This is a genomic window from Demequina ureilytica, from assembly GCF_048553575.1.
Classification (GTDB): domain Bacteria; phylum Actinomycetota; class Actinomycetes; order Actinomycetales; family Demequinaceae; genus Demequina.
This window is the reverse complement of record NZ_JBLZIE010000002.1, coordinates 261,121-277,861: the sequence shown is the minus strand read 5'-3', so window position 1 is coordinate 277,861 and position 16,741 is coordinate 261,121. Positions and strand designations below refer to the sequence as shown.

Here is a 16,741-nt window from a genome sequence, read left to right as displayed (position 1 = left end):
GCGCGTCAGTTCTTGCAGGTGCAGCGGTTAGATTCGGGCACGTTCGCGAGCGCCTCGTCGATGTGGAGTCCGCAGCCGGTCCAGGTGGTCTTGCCGCACGAGCGGCACGCAATGGGGGAGCACATGCGGACGATTCTTTCACGCTCGCGCCGCCCGCGCACTTCCCCTACTGGCTGTGCGCTTCGAGGTGAGCCGCGATGGCGCGGTGGGCCGGCGGCAGGTCCTGCGGCCGGTGCTCGGCCCCCGGCACCACCAGGTGCGTGGCACCGCGTGATTCGAGGTGCGCCGCGACGTCCTCGTAGATGTCGTCCCATCCACCGGTGATGACCAGGGTGGGCACGCGCATGGTCCACTTGCGGTCGAGCGGCGCCTCCCACGGCGCGCCGGCCTGCCGCATGGTGCGCCCCACCGCCTCGTTGAGCGGGTCCTCGCGATGCATGCGGCCGCCCAGGGCGGTGAGCAGCGCGTAGCCCAGTTGAGAGTCGGTGCAGTCCAGGTCCGCGCGGCTGGCGAAGATGGGCCCCACCTCTGCGATGTGGGCCTCGGTTGCGGCGGTATGGCGGGTGAGGGCGAGAGCGGCGGGCTCGATCAGCGTGAGGCTGGCGATCAGCTCGGGGTAGTGCTGCGCCGCGAGGAGAGCGCCGTTGCCTCCGAAGCTGTGCGCGATCACGTGCACAGGCCGGGCCGCGCTGGCCCCGGCCACCGCCCACTCGGCGTGGTCCGCGAAGCCGCCGTTCGGCTCGCGCAGGTCGAGGAACCGGGCCCGGGCTATGTCGAAGGCGGGCAGCGCGCTGTCGAGATACCGCACCAGATGGCGCCATGCCTCGGGCCCGCCAGAGGCGATGCCGGGAAGGAACGCGACGTCCATGGGATCAGTGTGTCAGGAGACCGGCTGCGTGGTGGGGTGCGCGGCCGATGACACGATCGCGCCGGTCGAGTCGAGCACGACTGTGCGCGGCGGGCTGGTGTCACCGTGGATGCGCGCGAGCAGCAGCCGTGCGGCGTGTGCGCCGATCTCCCGGGAGGGGTTGGGCACGGTGTGGAGCCCCGGCAACGGCACGGTCAGGTAGGGGAGCGAGTCGCAGACGGAGAGGGTGATGTCGCCGGGCTTCATCCCCAGGTGCGCGAGTGCGGCGAGCACGCCGATCGCGATCAGGTGGTTCGCCGCCACGATCCCGTCGGGCGGGTTCGGCAGGTCCAGCAGCTGCTCGAGGGCGCGCGTCCCGCCCGCGACTTGGTAGTCGGTCCACACCAGGTACTCGTCGGGCGCGCCGGTCCGGCGGTCGACCTCCTCGCGCCAGCCTTCGGCGCGCTCGCGGGCGGTGTCTACCTCCCGTTGGCCGGTGATGCATGCGACGCGTGAGCGGCCTTGGTCGAACTGCCACTGGGTGGCCAGCACCGCGCTCGCGTGATTGGCGGCCAGCACGGCGTCCGCCCGTGGATCCGCGATCCGGCAGTCGACGGCGACCAGCGGCCGGCCCTCGTCGAGCAGCGCAGCGAACGGCGCACCGCCGCCATACGGCGCGACGATGGCGCCTGGCACGTGCTCGTCCTGGATCACCTCGACGTACGCGGTCTCATAGGCCGGGTCACCGTCCGTGTTGCACAGCACCAGCGAGTACCCGGCCTCCCGGGTCACGCGCTCGGCGCCGCGGGCCAGCGCCGTGAAGAACGAGTTCTCCAGATCGGGGATCACCAGGGCGATCATCTCCGACCGCTTGGTGCGCAGCGCCCGGGCCCGTTTGCTGGGGCGGTACTCCAGGATCGCGATGGCTTCTTGCACGCGCGTCTCGAGCGCCGGGCGAACGGCCGTCCCGTTGATGACCCGGCTCACTGTCGCCGGCGACACACCTGCGTGCGCGGCGACCTCGTAGATCGTGGCCATGGCCGCAAGTATGGCGGGCGTAAATCGTTTTCGATAGGCCCCGGGTCCCAGGCATATCGTCGCCAAGCATGAGAGCGGGAGCTACTCGTCGTCGTCGGGTGCCACCGGGTTGCGGATCCCTGCCCAGGAGATCACCCCACCGAGAGCCATCGCTATGGCCGTCGCCCACATGGCGCGGTGGAACCCGTCGAGGTCGAGCGTGCCGCCCACGATCGCGCCCACGGCCGCGATCGCGATCAGCCCGGCGATCCGCGAGATCGCGTTGTTGGTGGCGGAGGCGATGCCGGCGCGCGATGGCTCGATGGCACCCAGGATTGCCGCGGTGAGCGGCGACACGGTCAGCGTGAGGCCGAAGCCGAACACGACGATTCCCGGCAGCATCTGCCACCAGTAGTTGAAGTCCTCGCCGACGGCGAGCAGCATCAGCGACCCGACGGCCATCGCCAGCGGCCCCGCCGTCATGAACAGCCGCGGGCCGAACCGGCCGGCCCATGCTCCCGCGCGTGAGGACAGCGCGACCATGATCAAGGTGATGGGCAGCGACGCCAAGCCCGCCAGCGTGGCCGAGAGTCCCGCCTGCTCCTGCAGGTACACCACGATGACGAATCCGTTCAGCGACAGCGCACCGTAGATCATCCAGGTGGAGAGGTTCCCCCATGCGAAGTTGCGCGCGCGGAACAGGCCCAGCGGGAGCATCGGCGATGTCGCCACGGTCTGCCACCACATGAAGCCCGCGAAGGCGAGCGCACCTATCACCCCTGGCACCCACACCAGCGGATCGCCCCAACCCAGGTTCGGCTGCTCGATGAGCGCAAACACGATGCCGCCCAGCCCCGTGACGCACAGGAGCGCGCCCGGGTAGTCCACCCGCGCATCGGGCGAACGGACGTCGCGCTGCTCCAGGCGAGTCAGCAGCCATAGGCACGCGGCGATGGGGAGCACGTTGATGAGGAACACCAAGCGCCACGACGCGAGGTCCACAAACAGCCCGCCGATGATGGGGCCCGCGATCATCGCTCCCGCGGTGGCGCCTGTCCACGTGCCGATGGCCTTCGCCTGCGCGCGGCCACGGAAGTTCGAGGTGATGAGGGCCAGCGAACTCGGCACCAGCATCGCGCCGGCGACGCCCTGCAGCAGGCGCGCGCCGATCAGGATCGGCGCCGAGGGGGCAAGCGCGATGAGCACCGACGTGACGGCGAAGCCGATCAGTCCCCAGCGGATCACCCGGATCCGGCCGTACGTGTCGGAGACCGACCCGGCGACCAGGATGAACGCGCCCAGGGTGATGAGGTACGCGTCCACGGTCCACTGCTGAGTGGTGATGCCGCCACCGAGCTCGTCGACGATGGCGGGCAGTGCCACGGTCACGACGGTGCCGTCGAGGAAGGACACGAAGGACGCCATGATGGCGATCCACAGGATGAGCTTCTGCTCGCGGGGGACGTCCGTCACGCCGGGTGGCCCGGACGATGCGGGGGTAGACACGTCTCCAGCGTACGACCGATGCGCGGGCGGGGCGGGAGGGGTAGCGTCACGATCATGACGCTCGATGGCTACGCGAATGCCGGCGGTACCGGTACCGAGCGAGGAATGTCGCTCGATTCCTTGGTTGCGCGGGCGCGGTCTCTGACGGCCGAAGCGGGCGGAGGCCGGGCGGTTCTCGGCATCGTGGGAGCGCCGGGGGCGGGCAAGTCCACGCTCGCCTTGGCGCTCGCAGCTCGCCTGAATGCGGGCAGCGCGGCCCGTGCGGTGGTGGTCCCCATGGACGGGTTGCACCTGGCGCACGCGGAGCTGTCGCGGTTGGGCAGGGTCGAGCGCAAGGGGGCGCCCGACACGTTCGATGCGGCCGGTTTCCTGTCCCTGCTGCGCAGGATCGTCGCGAACGATGAGGACGTGGTCTACGCGCCCGAGTTCCGCCGGGACATCGAGGACCCGGTCGCCAGCGCGATCCCGGTGCCGCGCGACATCCCGCTGGTGATCGTCGAGGGCAACTACCTGCTGCTGGAGCCGTCGCCGTGGGGCGACATCGGGGACCTGTTGACGGACTCGTGGTATCTCGAGGCGCAAGAGGAGGTACGGCTCGAGCGGCTGGTGGCGCGGCACGTTGCGTTCGGGCGCAGCGTCGAGGCTGCGCGGGCCCACGCGCTGGGAAGCGACCAGCGCAATGCCGAGCTGATCGCGCCCTCCGCCCATAGGGCCGACATGCGTGTGGACATGTCGCTTACGGTGGAGTCATGACGAACCCACGCATCTGGAGCCTCTCTTCCGCAGTGTCGGGCGTGATCGTTGCTGTCCTGCTCTACGTGGCGACCGACATGTCCCTGTCCTGGGTGCTGATCATCTTGGGGCTCTGGATCATCGCGGGCGCGGCGATGCGGATCCTGGTGGAGTACATCCGCGTGAGACGCAGGGCCGAAACGCTTGCCGATCCGTCGACGCCACTCGAGGACTGACTGCTGTGGTCCTGACGAATACGCAGGACGCGCAGCACCCCAGACTGTGGGCACAGCGACTACGCCGGAGGCTCCGCGCTTGCGAGCTCGGTGAGCCACTGCGCCCAGAACTCCTTCCACGGCTCGGTCGCGGCGTAGGTCGCGATCCTCTCGTGGCTGACGGTTAACCGCGTGCCCGTCGTCGCCCTGTCGAAGTTGAACAGCACCGAGCCCAGCGCCGCACCGTCCTTGGCGTCGGTGAGCGCGTAGCGGGGCGACTTCACGCCCGGCTTCGAGGTGCGCGTGGCGACCACGTCGGGAAGCAGTGCAGCGCGCGACTGGTCGTCCTCGATCAAGGCCTTGAGCGCATCGGGCGGGGTCGCGATTGTGCGTGAGCGCGAGATGGTGAAGGTGCCGTCGGGCATCTGGCCGGGCAGGCGCTTGCCGGTGATGCGCTCGTAGCCCACCGTGACGCCCTGCGCCCACCATCCGCCGATGTCGGTGTGCTCGTTCAGCCACGCAGCGATCTCGGTGTGGGTGGCGTCGCGCCCGGGTCCCGCGTCGATGACCGCGACCCACTCGTCCCAGGTGCGGCCGGTGGCCTTGCTCACCTGCTCGTCGGTGGACTCGGGCTGCGAGACCCAGCCGGCGGACGCGTTGGCGCTGCTGGGCGGGGGAAGGAGGGCGCGGCGTGCGGCGGAGTATTTCTCGCCTGTCTTCGCCATGCGGGTGCGGACGCGCTTCTTGAAGGATTCTTGAGTGGTCATAGGAACTCCCGTGGGTCGAGCGCGTCCCGGTCGCTCGCGCCGGCCGAGCCGCGCATGAGACACGGCAGTTCGTCCGCGTCGAGCACTCTTGGGCCCCCTTTGCCTCCACCGAAGATTCGGTCTGCGGCGGCGCGAGCGTCGCATCGGAGGTCAGGCGAGACGGGTCGCCTTTGGGGTTCAGAATAGCGCCGATGCACTGGTTGCGCGCAGGTTGATGGGCGCTGAGAATCCAGGGAGGAGATGGAGTGCGAAGGCCGTATCGCCGTTGACACGACCCCCGCAGTCCTGCACGCGAACCAAGGCCGCGCGACTGTTCGCCATCGTGTCACCGGCGGGCGTGGAGCGCTGTCGATGTGAGGGTTCACATGGGAACCGTGACCAGATCGTTGCTATTGGGAAGGGTTTCTGCGCTCGCTTGAGGTCCATTTCTGTCCGTCGGCGCGGACCTCGAGGTAGGCGTTGATGGCGTGGTCGGGGATGAGGTGGTTGTCGATCCCGTCGGCGTCGGGGTCGGTGAGAGTGGCGGCCGTCCGGCCCGCGGAGGCGCCGGTGGCGCAGTCGCCGCTCGTGTCGCAGTCGACTAGTTGCACGCGTGGATTGAAGACGTGGATCGAGGTGGTGGCGGAGGTAGTGGTCGCGGTGCCGGGCGCCTCGGCCCAGGTTGCGCCGCCGTTGAGGCTGTAGTGACCGGTCCAGGTGGTGGTGAGGGCGAGTTGGGCGCGATACTCGCGGCGGTCGAACGTGAGCGGCTGCGCGCCGGACCCGTACCCGTCGCCGGCAACTGAGGTGGTGACGTCGGTGCCGTCCGATGTGGTCCACGTGAAGTTCGTGGGGGTCGCGCGGAGCAGGACGGGCGTGCCGAGGGCGGTGACGGCATTGGTCTGCGGCTCGGCGCTCGCGACCGGGATCACGCCCATGGATGCGATGGCCCATCCGCTCGCGGGCTGGGTGGTGTAGGTCGTGGGGGTGATGTGCATGGCTCGCCAGGCGCTCGCGATAGCGGCGGGGAGGAGGTCTGCCCCGCAGTTGTAGCCGGTGATCTGCGTCCAGGGGCCATAGGCGCCCCCGCCCAGGTGGCGGGAGACCCACAGCGGCGGGATCACCGAGCTGCCGGCGGGGCAATCGAGATCGGGCGTCTCGTAGGGCACTACACAGTCGGCGATCTGCCCGGGGAACTGCCGGATGATTGGGTCGGTGCCTTCTTCGTACGTGAGCCAGTCTGCGCAGATCTCTCGCCGCTGATAGCGGTCTTGTGGAGCATTGGACGAAGAAGCAGGGCCAGCGCTTCCTGCAGAAGCTGGCTCGCCGGTCGCGGTGCCCACCTCCACAGTTGCGTCACATGTGTTGGCGTTCCACTCATGTGCGCTCACATGCCCCGTGCTACGGCACCCTTGAGCTTGTGCCGCTGGAGAGGCGAAGACCAGGGAGACGGCCAGAAGCGCCAATGCGGTGAGGAGTCGAATCGGCAACATGTCTCAGCCTTCTTCCGACCCGACGTCGCGCACAAGCCAGGCGTTTCCATCGTGCTCCATGAGTACTGCGACTCTGTGTTCCGAGAAAAGGACTTCGACCGTGGGTGCCCCGCTCTGATCCAGAATGGCTGCTTCTTCGACGGCGATGTCGAACTCCAACTGCCATAGTCCATCGGGCTGGAGGCCGCCCTGCGGGGTCTGGCTCTCGATACTGATCTGGCCGCCAGATAGTGACTCGTTCGCCGCGTTCAAGGAGCGCGCATACGAAAGCGCGTTCGCACAGAAAGTGCATGTCTCGGTCGACAGGGCTTCGAATAGACGGGTATCCCCATCAACGACCATCGACCGAGATTCGGTTATGAGCGTGCTCGCGAAAGCGAATGCACCCCAAAGGTCTGCCGTCATTGCACCAGAGGGCAGGAGAGCCGCTACCTCTTCGTCCGTGAGCTCGGTCGCAGAAGGGGATGGCGTGGGCGTGGGGCTCGGCGTCGTGATGGGCACGGCGGTCGGCGTGGGTGTCTCGGTCACGATGGGGTCCGGATCGCCCGAGCATCCGGCGGCAGACGCGGCCAGAGCAGCCGCGACGAGCACGACCGCCACCCTGGACCCACCCCGCCCGTGGTTCATGTGGCAGACATTACCGACACACGGCCAGCCGCGGCAGGGTGAGCGGCAAACCTGTGGACAGCAAAGTCACACCCACCGCCCCCATGACTTAGGCTCATGACGGTGGACCCAGCGACGGATCAGGCGAGCGAAGACGATCAGCCCAGCGACCTCATCGGCCGGCTGTCGCCCCGGCCCGCGTGGCACTTGACTCCCGCGCGCAACTGGATGAATGACCCCAACGGGCTGGTCCATATCGACGGCGTCTACCACGCGTTCTTCCAGTACAACCCGGGCGGCGAGGGCTGGGGCAACATGAGCTGGGGCCACGCCGTGAGCGAGGACCTCATCAGCTGGCGCGAGCTCGATGTCGCCATCCCGGCCACGGCCACCGAGCAGGTCTACTCGGGTTCCGCGGTGATCGATCACGGCAACACCTCTGGACTGGGTGACGGAACCGCCGATCCCATCATCGCGATCTACACGGCCGCGACCCCGGACGGCCTGCAGGCTCAGTCGCTCGCGTTCAGCCAGGACCGCGGCGCGACGTGGCAGCGCTACGACCGCAATCCCGTGCTGGTCCGTGGCTCCCGCGACTTCCGCGACCCCAAGGTCTTCCGGTTTGAGGGCGCGGACGGCAAAGCGCGCTGGGTCATGGTGGTGGTCGAGGCCGTCGCCCACGAGGTGCTCGTCTATTCGTCGGACAACCTGCGCGACTGGACGTGGGAAAGCGCCTTCGACCACCCGACGCCCGTTGACGAGCTGTGGGAGTGCCCCGACCTTTTCGCCCTGCCAGTGGACCGCGACGAGGCCGACCAGCGCTGGGTCATGCTCCTCTCGACCCACGACCACGACCGCACCGACGAGCAGGGCTCGACCATGCGGTGGATCGTCGGCGACTTCGACGGCCGCCGCTTCACGCCCGCGCCGGGGGAGACGTGGAGCCTTCTCGACTACGGCCGCGACTTCTACGCGGGCGTCACGTTCTCCGATGCTCCCGACGGCCGCCGCCTCATGCTCGGTTGGATGTCGAACTGGCAGTACGCCCACGAGGTTCCGACAGTGCCCTTCCGCGGAGCAATGTCGCTGGTGCGCGAGCTGTCGCTGAGGACTACGGCCGATGCGCGGGTGGAGCTGGAGCAGACCCCGGTAGTTCCGGAAGAGCTGGGTTTGCTGTCGGTGGGGGACGACAACGACGACAGTCTCGAGCTGGGGCTCGTGGGCGTTGTCACTATCGAGTCGCTCAAGGCGGAGCGCACGGTCTCGGTCGAACTTTGCTCCGGGGACAACGTGCTCGCGACCGTGACCCTCGATGTGGACTCGCGCGAGGTGGTGTTCGAGCGGGCCTCGGCCGGCGTCGACGGTATCGACGAGCGGTTCGCAAGCGAGCGGCGCATGCCGTGGGACGGCGACCCGGTTGAGGTGTTCCTGGACGCGCACCTGGTGGAGGTGTTTGCGTGCGACGGGGCTTCGGTGATGTCGCACCAGGTCTTTGTGGGACCCGAGGGATGGCGCGTGCGGGTGATCGGTGGTGCTGCCGGTGCTGTAACGATCGCCGTGCCCGCCGACACTGAGTGACCGCCAGGATCTGCGCGACCCCTGAACCCGACACTCAGCTACCACCGGGGCGCTAAGGCGGGGAGGGGCCGCGGAGGAATGGGCCTCGTCGGCGCGGGCGTTAGGTTGAGAGCAGTCCCGCAACCCTAGGAAGGACTCAAGCCATGCCCACCATCGCAATCGTCGGAGCCGGACCCAACCTCGGAGGCGCTGTCGCCCGCAGGTTCGGCCGCGAAGGATTCTCCGTCGCCCTCATCTCACGTGACATGGCCAAGCTCGAGAGCCTGGCCGAGTCGCTCGGCGAGCACGGCGTGACCGCCAAGGGCTATTCAGCTGACGTCAAAGACGGCGCCCAGCTCGAGGAAGCACTCGCTCATGCCGCAGAGGACCTCGGCCCCATCACCGCCCTGCAGTACAGCCCGCTGCCGTCGCGCGACTACCTCAAGCCGGTGCTCGACCTCACGCCCGAGCTCGCTCTCGAGGCGCTGCAGTTCTCCGCGCTCGGCCTGATCCACGCTGCGCGCGCCGTGCTGCCTGGCATGCGCGAGGCCGGTGAGGGGAGCATCATCCTCATCAACGGCGGCACCTCCGTGAAGGCCCGTCACGGCTTTGCCGGCACCTCGGTCGCGTTCCCCGCGGAGAGTGCCTACGGCGAGATGCTGCATGACGCTCTCGCGGACGAGGGCATCCGCGTCACCCAGCTGGTGATCCCCGGCGCGATTCCCAAGCTCCAACTCGACAACGGCGTGGACGACGTCGCGGACCGCATCTGGGAGATGCACTCCACCGGCACGGACTTCCGCACCATGCTGATCCCGCTCGAGGACGGTCGCGAGTAGCCGACCCCGCAAAGTCGCACAGGCCGCTGGCGTATGGCTCGGTAGAGTCGTATGTCAGCGGCCTTTTCTCTTGGGAGACTCATGTTCGACGACTGGCTCCAGTTTGCGATCGCCACCGCGATCTCCATCGGCGTGGCCGTGGTGGCCGGTCTGGTGATCAAGATCGCCATGAGGGTGACGGCCAAGCGCCAGCCCTGGGCGCAGTCCCTTGTCACGCACACGCGTCGCCCGTTCTGGGCGCTCGTGCTGCTGGTGGGGCTCTGGGTGGGCGTGCGCGCCTCGTTCCCCGCCGAAAACTGGGAGGCCGTGGTCTTCCGAGCGCTCACGATCGTGGTGATTGGCGCATCGGCCTGGCTGCTTGCGGCGCTGGTGGAGTTCCTCACCGACCTCACGCTGGAGCGCAACCGGATCGACGTGCCCGACAACCGGCTGGCACGGCGCCTGCGCTCGCAGACCCTGATTGTGCGGCGCCTCGCGATCGCGATCATTGTCGTGATCGCAATCGGCGCGGTGATGCTCACCTTCGACTCGGTGCGCGCGCTGGGGGCGAGCGTGCTGGCCTCGGCCGGGCTGGTGTCGATCGTCGCCGGCCTCGCGGCGCAGTCGCTGCTCGCGAACATGTTCGCCGGGATCCAGCTGGTGTTCAGCGACGCGCTGCGCGTGGACGACGTCATTGTCGCCGAGGGCGAGTGGGGCCGCGTGGGCGAGATCACGCTCAGTTACGTGGTGCTCGAGCTGTGGGACGACCGCCGCCTGGTGCTGCCGTGCACGTACTTCACGACCACGCCGTACGAGAACTGGACACGTCGCGGGTCCGAGCTGTTGGGCTCGGTCGAGTTCGATCTGGACTGGCGGGTGTCGCCGCAGCGCATGCGCGAGCACCTCGACACTGTTCTCGAGCAGACCTCGCTGTGGGACGGGCGGGCGAAGGTGCTGCAGGTCACCGAGGCTGTCGGCGGTTACGTGCGCGTGCGCATCCTCGTGACCGCGGCCGACGCCCCCACGCTGTTCGACCTGCGCTGCTACGTGCGCGAGGCGATGGTCATCTGGATGCAGGGCGAGATGCCCGATGCGGCTCCCACGCAGCGCGTGATCGTCCACGAGCCGGACGTGCCTCAGAAGCCGCACCGCCCGCGCAAGGGTGTCTCGACCGAGACCACAGAGGTCCCGGGCCTGTTCACCGGCAGCGCCGAGGCGGAGGAGCGCGCCACCAACTTCACGCACGGCATGGCGCGCGAGGTGCGCGAGCAGGAGGAGGCCGAGCAGTCGGCCGATGCTGGGGCTGAGGATTCCTCGCACCGCGCCTGAGCGCTCGGGGCGGGTGCGTGGCGGTGGTGAGCCCAGATAGAGTCGTGACTCCGCCTGCACGACCCGCCTTGGAGGTTCTCGATGCCCGCCTATGACCTGTCAGACAGGCTCGTGGTGGGGGTCGCGTCCAGCGCGCTGTTCGATCTCACGGAGTCCGACGCGTACTTCCGCGAGCACGGCGAGGCGGCCTACGCCGAGTACCAGGACCGCAACGTCGACGTGCCGCTCGAGCCCGGCCCGGCGTTCCCGTTCATTCAGCGCCTGCTGCAGCTGAACGACCTGCGGCCAGGCGATGCGCTGGTCGAGGTGATCGTGCTGTCGCGCAACGCCGCATCGACCGGTCTGCGCGTGATGCGGTCCGTTGAGCACCACGGGCTCACGGTCACGAGGGCGTTCTTCACGCAGGGACGCTCGCCGCTGTCGTATATCCCTGCACTGAGCATGAGCCTGTTTCTCACTCAGAACAAGGACGACGTCTGGACCGCCGTGCGCGCGGGTCAGCCCGCGGGCCAAGTGCTGCCCAACACCGCGGCCTACGAGGTTTCGGACAAGTCGCTGCGCATCGCCTTCGACTTCGATGCGGTGCTCGCCACGGACGAGTCCGAGCGGATCTACCAGACCGAGGGCATGGCTGGGTTCGTGAAGAACGAGGTCGCCAAGCGCGACGTCGCGCACTCGCCGGGGCTGCTGAAGCCGCTGCTGGAAGACCTCAACCGCATTCAGAAGCTCGAGCAGGAACGCCAGGCGGCCGATGCGACCTACGAGCCACGCGTGCGCGTCGCCTTGGTCACGGCGCGGGCGGCACCCGCGCACGAGCGCGCGGTGCAGTCGCTGCGGTCCTGGGGTGTGACCGTGAACGACGCGTTCTTCTTGGGCGGCATCGAGAAGGCGAAGGTGCTCGAGGTCATGCGCCCGCATCTGTTCTTCGACGACCAGGACGGCCACCTGTCAGGTGCGCTCGCGCATGTGGCGGGCGTGCACGTGCCGTACGGCGTGGCGAACGAGGCGCTGGAGCAGGCCGCGGGCTCGTAGCTGCTCTTGCCGGGCGGCCGATGCGGCGAGGCGGGCGGCGTCGGAAAGGTGCACCATGGGGTCATGCGAGTTCAGTTGCTGTACTTCGACGGCTGCCCCAACTGGCGGGTTACTGAGGGGCGCCTGCGTGAAGCGCTCGAAGCGGTGGGCAGCACGGCCAACGTCGAGAAGGTTCTGGTCGCAACACCCGAGCAGGCCGAAGAGTGGGGTTTTCTCGGGTCTCCGTCGTTGCTCATCGACGGCGAGGATCCGTTCGCTCAACCTGGTGCGTCGGTGGGGCTATCGTGCCGGCTCTACCGGACGCCGGAAGGTGTCGACGGCTCACCCACGGTCGGGCAACTGACTGAGGTTCTCTTGGGAGCGTAGTCGGGCTCTGTTGTTTTCTTCGTCGACGGCGACCGAGCCGTGCGCACTCAGATCGGGATGTCGTCTCGCGCATTAGAGCCATCGACGAGATACACCGAGCGATGGTCCGAATCGATACGCAGGAACGATGCCGTAGTGCCGCAGTTCCGGCATGCCGATTCCGTACTACCGGTGGCGGACATTTCGCGGTGCCTGGAAGCGCGGTCGGGTGCGTGACGCCGACCTGTTGCAGGCCATTCTCCATGGGAGGACAATGAAGGTGCACGCCTTCGCCGGCGTCGCTACGCCGGCTGGCCTGCACGGGAGCGGCACGATGCGACGGGGTCATTTCATACGAGTCTTGGCCTTGGCGGTCGCGGGCACCATGGTCGTGGGGGGTTGCACGTTCGACACCCCTGAGCCGACGGTCACTGCGACGGTCACCGCATCGCCCGACACCTCGGAGGCCTCGGCTTCCCCGTCGCCCACGACAACGCCCTCCCCGGCGCCATCGGTCCCACAGGTTCCGTTGCCGAACGATCACCCGCTGGCCGTCGCGGCCCCCTTCCCTGCGGATCGCGCGCCCGATACCGCCGAACCCAGTGCCGATGCACGCCTCAGCCCAGTCGACCTGCGCTTTGGCGTCCACCAGCGCTTTGACCGGATTGTCCTCGACTTGGCAGGCACAGGCACTCCCGGCTGGGACGGCAGGTACGTCGAGGACCCCACGCAGGTCGCCGCAGGGGAGCCCGTCTATCTATTGGGCGAGCAGTACCTGCTGATCTTGGTGAGTGGAGTGGTGGACCCGACGGTGGACGGCGCACAAGACTTCGAGGGCCCGCGCCGCATCACCCCCTCGACTGGCGGCGTGGTCACAGAGGTGCGCTACGGCGCGGAGTTCGACGGCCAGGTCGAGATCTGGGTGGGCCTGTCCTCAGACGAGCCGTTCCGGGTGTTCAGTCTCGCGGACCCCACGCGCGTGGTGATCGACGTGCGACACCCGTGAGAGCGATGCCGAGATGTGAGTGAGGTGCGCGGCGTGAACACTCGTGGGGGCATCAACCATCTGGTCCGGCCGTCCCGACGTGCGTGCGCGGCCGCTGTCATCGCGGCGGCGATTGCCCTCAGCGGTTGCGGCGCCACGGGAGCCTCCGACGCCAGTTCCGCGCCACAGACGTCGGCGACGCCCGCACCCAGCACGGTGTTCCAGTTCGACTCAGAGGAACTCGCGGGCAACCTCCTGGGCGCATCGACCGAGATCACCGTCGGCGTCCTCCTGCCCGACGCGTACTTCACCTCCGACGAGCCCCTGCCGGTGCTGTACTTCCTGCCGGGCTACTCCGCGTACGACACGGCCGCGGACATGCCCGACGTACTTGGGGAGGCGCTCGACACGTCCGACCCCATGATCGTGGTGACCGTCACGGGCGCCAACGAGCTGGGCGGTAGTTGGTACGCGGACTCGGACGCCACGGGTAACTGGGAGCAAGCCTTGGTGACCGAAATCGTCCCGTACGTGGATGCGCACTACCGGACCCTCGCATCGGCCGCATCGCGTGGGCTGGCCGGGCACTCGATGGGTGGGTATGGCGCCCTCTCCATCGGGATGAGGCACGCTGACGTCTTTGGCTCGGTCTTCGTGATGTCGCCCGCAGTCGCGGGGGAGGACGGGATCGACGATCCCGCTCTCTTCGGGTCCGCTGCTGAGGCGCGAGCGGTGCTGTCGGAGCTGGAGCGCCTCGAGGGGATCGAGGGGGAGGAGTTGCTGAGCGCGCTGGGGGACTCGCGGGCGAGCTTCACGTTCTCGTACGGCGCGGCGTTCGCACCGTCCCCGGAGCCTCCGTACCTCGAGTATCCGTACTCGCTGGTCGACGGTGAGGCGGTGCGCGACGACGCTGTGTGGGAGCTGTGGGAGGCAGGCGTCGGGCAGATCGGTGCCGACATCGACGAGCACCGCGAGGCGCTGCTGTCGCTCACTGCGCTGGGCCTCGACTGCGGATCGAACGACGAGTTCCGGTGGATCTTTGAGGGCTGCCGGTTCATCGACTCCGAGTTCACCGAGCAGGGCGTGCCGCACGTCTACACGGTGCACGACGGCACGCACGTGAGCCTCTTCGAGCAGAGGATGACCGATGCGGTGGTGCCGTTCTTCGCGGAGGCCTTTGCGGGCCGCGAGATCAGTGAGTAGGCGGTGTTCACGACCGGCCTGGTGTTAGGTTCCGCTCATGAGGTTCGGACGTCTGACCATGCCCCAGAGAATCTCGGGCGTGGCGATCCTTGTCGTGATTGTCGCGGCATTCCTCCCGTGGGTCTCGATCCCGAACGTCAGCAGGATCGGGATTGAAACGGGCGGCATCACTACGCTCGCGCTAGCGCTTGCCGGAGCCGTGGTGTTGATCATGACGTCAGGAGTGGTCGGCCGTGCCCGGACTCCCGGGAGCGCGTCCCAGAAGACCCTGCTGGTGCTGGCGATGCTCGTCGCACTGGTCGGACTTCTGAACATGTCTGGCACCCCCGCGATCGGGGTCTACGTGACCCTCCTAGGCGGCATCGCGTGGACAGCGGGCGCGGTGTGGCAGCTGAGCGCGTCGGGCAAAGGCAGGATGCCGCGGGGGTTCGGTCCTCAGGGCCAGGACTGACTGCCCTCAGGGGCGCAGCAGGATCTTGCCCGCCCGGCCCGGCGCGAAGTTGGCGCGTGTCGCATCGGCGATCTCGCTGAGCGGGTAGGTGGCCTCGACGGGAAGCGTGAGGGTGCCATCCGAGAGGCGAGCGAACAGCTCCTGCATCAGGCGGGTGCGGTCGTCGGCAGACATCGAACCGCTCACCTTGCTGCCCCAGAAGCCGCGCACCGTGGCCTGCTTGAAGATGACGTCGCCCGAACTGAGCTGCAACGTGGGCGAGGCCATTGCGCCAAACACCACGAGAGTGCCGTTCTCGGCCAGCAGCGACAGCACGTCCGAGGCGGCCTCGCCGCCCACGGACTCGACGCCCGCCTTGAGCGGTGCGCCGCCCGTGATCGCCGCGACCTCGTCCTTCCAGCCGTCGTGGTCGGTCGCGACGATGCGCGCGATCCCATGGTTCGCCATCTCCTCGACGCCCTCGGCGCGGCGCACGAGTCCCACCACGTTGATGCCGCGGGACGGCGCGAGCTGGGCGACCATGCGACCCACGGCGCCGTTCGCGGCGTTCTGGATCATCCAGTCGCCCTCGCTGAGGTCCAGCGAGTCGAGCAGGCTGATCGCGGACATGGGCATGGCCACCAGTTGCGCGGCGACCTCGTCGGGGATCTCGTCGGGCACGGGGATGAGCGAGGCCGCATTGGCCACGAACTGCTCGGCCCACACGCCAAAGGTTCCGGCGCTGGCCACGCGCTGGCCGGGGGAGAGGTAGTCGACCTCGTCGCCGACCGCCTCAACCACGCCCACCGCTTCGCTGCCGGCTCGGGCGGGCATCTCGGGCTTGAATCCGTAGCTGCCGCGCGCGGTCCACAGGTCGTGGTTGTGGATGGGCGACAGCACCATGCGGACCACCGCCTGTCCGGGGCCGGGCTCGAGGTCCGGAACGTCCTCCAGAGCAAGCTCTGTGGACGGGTCGCCGAACTGATGCTGAATGAGCGCGCGCATGATGAGGCCTTTCGTTGCTGCGGTGACGTGGCGTTGCGGACCGATGAGGGGCGCCAGTCACGAAGGGTCCGGGCGCGACAACGTCGGCGGCGGTTCACGCATTTCTTGCGAGGCGCCTTTGCGCGCCCGGCGGTGAAGCTACTTTTTAGCGGCGTCCGTAGCGCAGGGCGGACCCTCGGGGAGGGTGCCGCGGCTCCAGAGCACCACGTCGATCACTCTGAGCGGGCTCACCAGCGAGTTGACGCCGGCGGCGCGTCGCCAGTCCTTTGCCGTCGCCCACAGGTCCCGTCGACCATCGGTGAACAGGCCCTGCATGGCGGCCCAGTGCTCGCCGGGATCGCTGACGTCCAACTGCTCGGCGACCACGGACCCATACGCGGGGACGAGCTTGCCGCGCTTGCGGGCGAGCAGCTTGCTGACCGAGACCGGACCGAGCCCGGGCGCCTGGCTCCAGTGGTCCCACAGCTTGGACACGGGCCCGCCGTCCTTGAGGAGCTTGGTTCCGGCCTTGGTGCCGATCTTCGACTTGACCGGGATCTTCTTGAGCAGCTTCTGGGTCTTCTTGAGGTTGCGCTTGTCGAGCATCCAGATGGCCGCTGGCCCCGCGACCGGCGTGGTGATGGTGGCCAAAGCCACCAAGTCGCTTGGGCTGACGGTGTTGACTTTGGACTTGCTGTCCCAGGGGTGCCCGACGGTCTCGAACGAAGCGCCGCTATCGGGGCTCGCGCATTCGCACTTCCCAAAGTAGTGACGCAGCCGCGAGACGGCGTCGTCACGGTCGCCGACGGTGAGTGTCGTGGACTCTTGCGATGTCTTATTCATCTCTCGACCGTACGCTCATCGGGCCAACCGCGTCGATGCGCGGGACGCTGAGG

At 68.3% G+C, this 16,741-nt stretch carries 20 protein-coding genes; 10 read left to right on the top strand and 10 right to left on the bottom strand.

Translation table 11 applies throughout. The features are described 5' to 3' along the window. Window positions 1–5 precede the first annotated feature (5 nt). From ACNI3K_RS13085 to ACNI3K_RS08055, 4 genes are all read right to left on the bottom strand, one after another. A complete protein-coding gene (locus ACNI3K_RS13085; RefSeq protein ID WP_518486594.1) occupies window positions 6–125 on the bottom strand; it encodes a DUF8730 family Cys-rich protein in 120 nt (39 codons plus the stop codon). 41 nt (window positions 126–166) lie between these two features. Then, entirely contained in the window at window positions 167–868 is a 702-nt protein-coding gene (locus tag ACNI3K_RS08065) for an alpha/beta fold hydrolase (protein WP_419391367.1), read from the bottom strand. A gap of 12 nt (window positions 869–880) precedes the next feature. After that, a complete protein-coding gene (locus ACNI3K_RS08060; protein ID WP_419391366.1) occupies window positions 881–1,885 on the bottom strand; it encodes a LacI family DNA-binding transcriptional regulator in 1,005 nt (334 codons plus the stop codon). A gap of 81 nt (window positions 1,886–1,966) precedes the next feature. Then, on the bottom strand, window positions 1,967–3,289 hold the full coding sequence (locus ACNI3K_RS08055; protein ID WP_419391634.1) for an MFS transporter: 1,323 nt from the start codon (window positions 3,287–3,289) through the stop codon (window positions 1,967–1,969). A 135-nt stretch (window positions 3,290–3,424) separates the two neighbouring features. Between ACNI3K_RS08055 and ACNI3K_RS08050 the strand changes: the two genes are divergently transcribed. Both ACNI3K_RS08050 and ACNI3K_RS08045 read left to right on the top strand, forming a co-directional pair. Next, the gene (locus ACNI3K_RS08050; protein WP_419391365.1) at window positions 3,425–4,123 is read left to right on the top strand and encodes a nucleoside/nucleotide kinase family protein; all 699 of its coding nucleotides are present in this window, start codon (window positions 3,425–3,427) and stop codon (window positions 4,121–4,123) included. Beyond that, window positions 4,120–4,338, top strand: a complete 219-nt coding sequence (locus tag ACNI3K_RS08045; protein ID WP_419391364.1) for a hypothetical protein — start codon at window positions 4,120–4,122, stop codon at window positions 4,336–4,338. Before ACNI3K_RS08050 ends, ACNI3K_RS08045 begins: the two co-directional genes overlap by 4 nt. Window positions 4,339–4,397: 59 nt before the next feature. Here the strand turns inward: ACNI3K_RS08045 and ACNI3K_RS08040 are convergent, their stop codons facing one another. The 3 genes from ACNI3K_RS08040 to ACNI3K_RS08030 all read right to left on the bottom strand — a co-directional run bounded on the left by ACNI3K_RS08040 (window position 4,398) and on the right by ACNI3K_RS08030 (window position 7,156). After that, complete coding sequence (locus ACNI3K_RS08040) at window positions 4,398–5,084, bottom strand: DUF4287 domain-containing protein (RefSeq protein ID WP_419391363.1); 687 nt, start codon at window positions 5,082–5,084, stop codon at window positions 4,398–4,400. A 389-nt stretch (window positions 5,085–5,473) separates the two neighbouring features. Next, complete coding sequence (locus tag ACNI3K_RS08035) at window positions 5,474–6,232, bottom strand: hypothetical protein (RefSeq protein ID WP_419391362.1); 759 nt, start codon at window positions 6,230–6,232, stop codon at window positions 5,474–5,476. Window positions 6,233–6,559: 327 nt separating this feature from the next. Beyond that, window positions 6,560–7,156, bottom strand: a complete 597-nt coding sequence (locus ACNI3K_RS08030; RefSeq protein ID WP_419391361.1) for a DUF6318 family protein — start codon at window positions 7,154–7,156, stop codon at window positions 6,560–6,562. A gap of 129 nt (window positions 7,157–7,285) precedes the next feature. On the opposite strand from ACNI3K_RS08030, the gene ACNI3K_RS08025 reads away from it, so the two are divergent. The 5 genes from ACNI3K_RS08025 to ACNI3K_RS08005 all read left to right on the top strand — a co-directional run bounded on the left by ACNI3K_RS08025 (window position 7,286) and on the right by ACNI3K_RS08005 (window position 12,264). Beyond that, window positions 7,286–8,740, top strand: coding sequence for a glycoside hydrolase family 32 protein (locus tag ACNI3K_RS08025; protein ID WP_419391360.1), 1,455 nt, complete (start codon window positions 7,286–7,288; stop codon window positions 8,738–8,740). Window positions 8,741–8,883: 143 nt separating this feature from the next. Beyond that, window positions 8,884–9,558: an SDR family NAD(P)-dependent oxidoreductase gene (locus tag ACNI3K_RS08020; RefSeq protein ID WP_419391359.1), complete on the top strand. Its 675-nt coding sequence runs from the start codon at window positions 8,884–8,886 to the stop codon at window positions 9,556–9,558. 81 nt (window positions 9,559–9,639) lie between these two features. After that, the gene (locus ACNI3K_RS08015) at window positions 9,640–10,866 is read left to right on the top strand and encodes a mechanosensitive ion channel family protein (protein ID WP_419391358.1); all 1,227 of its coding nucleotides are present in this window, start codon (window positions 9,640–9,642) and stop codon (window positions 10,864–10,866) included. A gap of 81 nt (window positions 10,867–10,947) precedes the next feature. Continuing rightward, window positions 10,948–11,898 (top strand): 5'-nucleotidase, encoded by a 951-nt coding sequence (locus ACNI3K_RS08010; protein WP_419391357.1) that lies wholly within the window; start codon window positions 10,948–10,950, stop codon window positions 11,896–11,898. Window positions 11,899–11,961: 63 nt separating this feature from the next. Further along, window positions 11,962–12,264: a DF family (seleno)protein gene (locus ACNI3K_RS08005; RefSeq protein ID WP_419391356.1), complete on the top strand. Its 303-nt coding sequence runs from the start codon at window positions 11,962–11,964 to the stop codon at window positions 12,262–12,264. A gap of 324 nt (window positions 12,265–12,588) precedes the next feature. Here ACNI3K_RS08005 and ACNI3K_RS08000 read toward each other — a convergent pair whose 3' ends face one another. Beyond that, window positions 12,589–12,732 carry a hypothetical protein gene (locus tag ACNI3K_RS08000; RefSeq protein WP_419391355.1) on the bottom strand — a complete coding sequence of 48 codons (144 nt, stop codon included), beginning with the start codon at window positions 12,730–12,732 and terminating at the stop codon, window positions 12,589–12,591. A gap of 40 nt (window positions 12,733–12,772) precedes the next feature. On the opposite strand from ACNI3K_RS08000, the gene ACNI3K_RS07995 reads away from it, so the two are divergent. Genes ACNI3K_RS07995 through ACNI3K_RS07985 form a run of 3 tightly spaced genes read left to right on the top strand, consistent with a single transcriptional unit; the run spans window position 12,773 to window position 14,882 of the window. After that, window positions 12,773–13,249, top strand: a complete 477-nt coding sequence (locus ACNI3K_RS07995) for an AMIN-like domain-containing (lipo)protein (RefSeq protein WP_419391354.1) — start codon at window positions 12,773–12,775, stop codon at window positions 13,247–13,249. A 33-nt stretch (window positions 13,250–13,282) separates the two neighbouring features. Beyond that, on the top strand, window positions 13,283–14,431 hold the full coding sequence (locus tag ACNI3K_RS07990; RefSeq protein WP_419391353.1) for an alpha/beta hydrolase: 1,149 nt from the start codon (window positions 13,283–13,285) through the stop codon (window positions 14,429–14,431). A 37-nt stretch (window positions 14,432–14,468) separates the two neighbouring features. After that, window positions 14,469–14,882: a hypothetical protein gene (locus ACNI3K_RS07985; RefSeq protein ID WP_419391352.1), complete on the top strand. Its 414-nt coding sequence runs from the start codon at window positions 14,469–14,471 to the stop codon at window positions 14,880–14,882. A gap of 6 nt (window positions 14,883–14,888) precedes the next feature. Here ACNI3K_RS07985 and ACNI3K_RS07980 read toward each other — a convergent pair whose 3' ends face one another. Then, window positions 14,889–15,866 (bottom strand): zinc-binding dehydrogenase, encoded by a 978-nt coding sequence (locus tag ACNI3K_RS07980; protein WP_419391351.1) that lies wholly within the window; start codon window positions 15,864–15,866, stop codon window positions 14,889–14,891. A gap of 138 nt (window positions 15,867–16,004) precedes the next feature. Continuing rightward, window positions 16,005–16,688 carry a DUF6308 family protein gene (locus tag ACNI3K_RS07975; protein ID WP_419391350.1) on the bottom strand — a complete coding sequence of 228 codons (684 nt, stop codon included), beginning with the start codon at window positions 16,686–16,688 and terminating at the stop codon, window positions 16,005–16,007. Window positions 16,689–16,741: the final 53 nt, after the last annotated feature.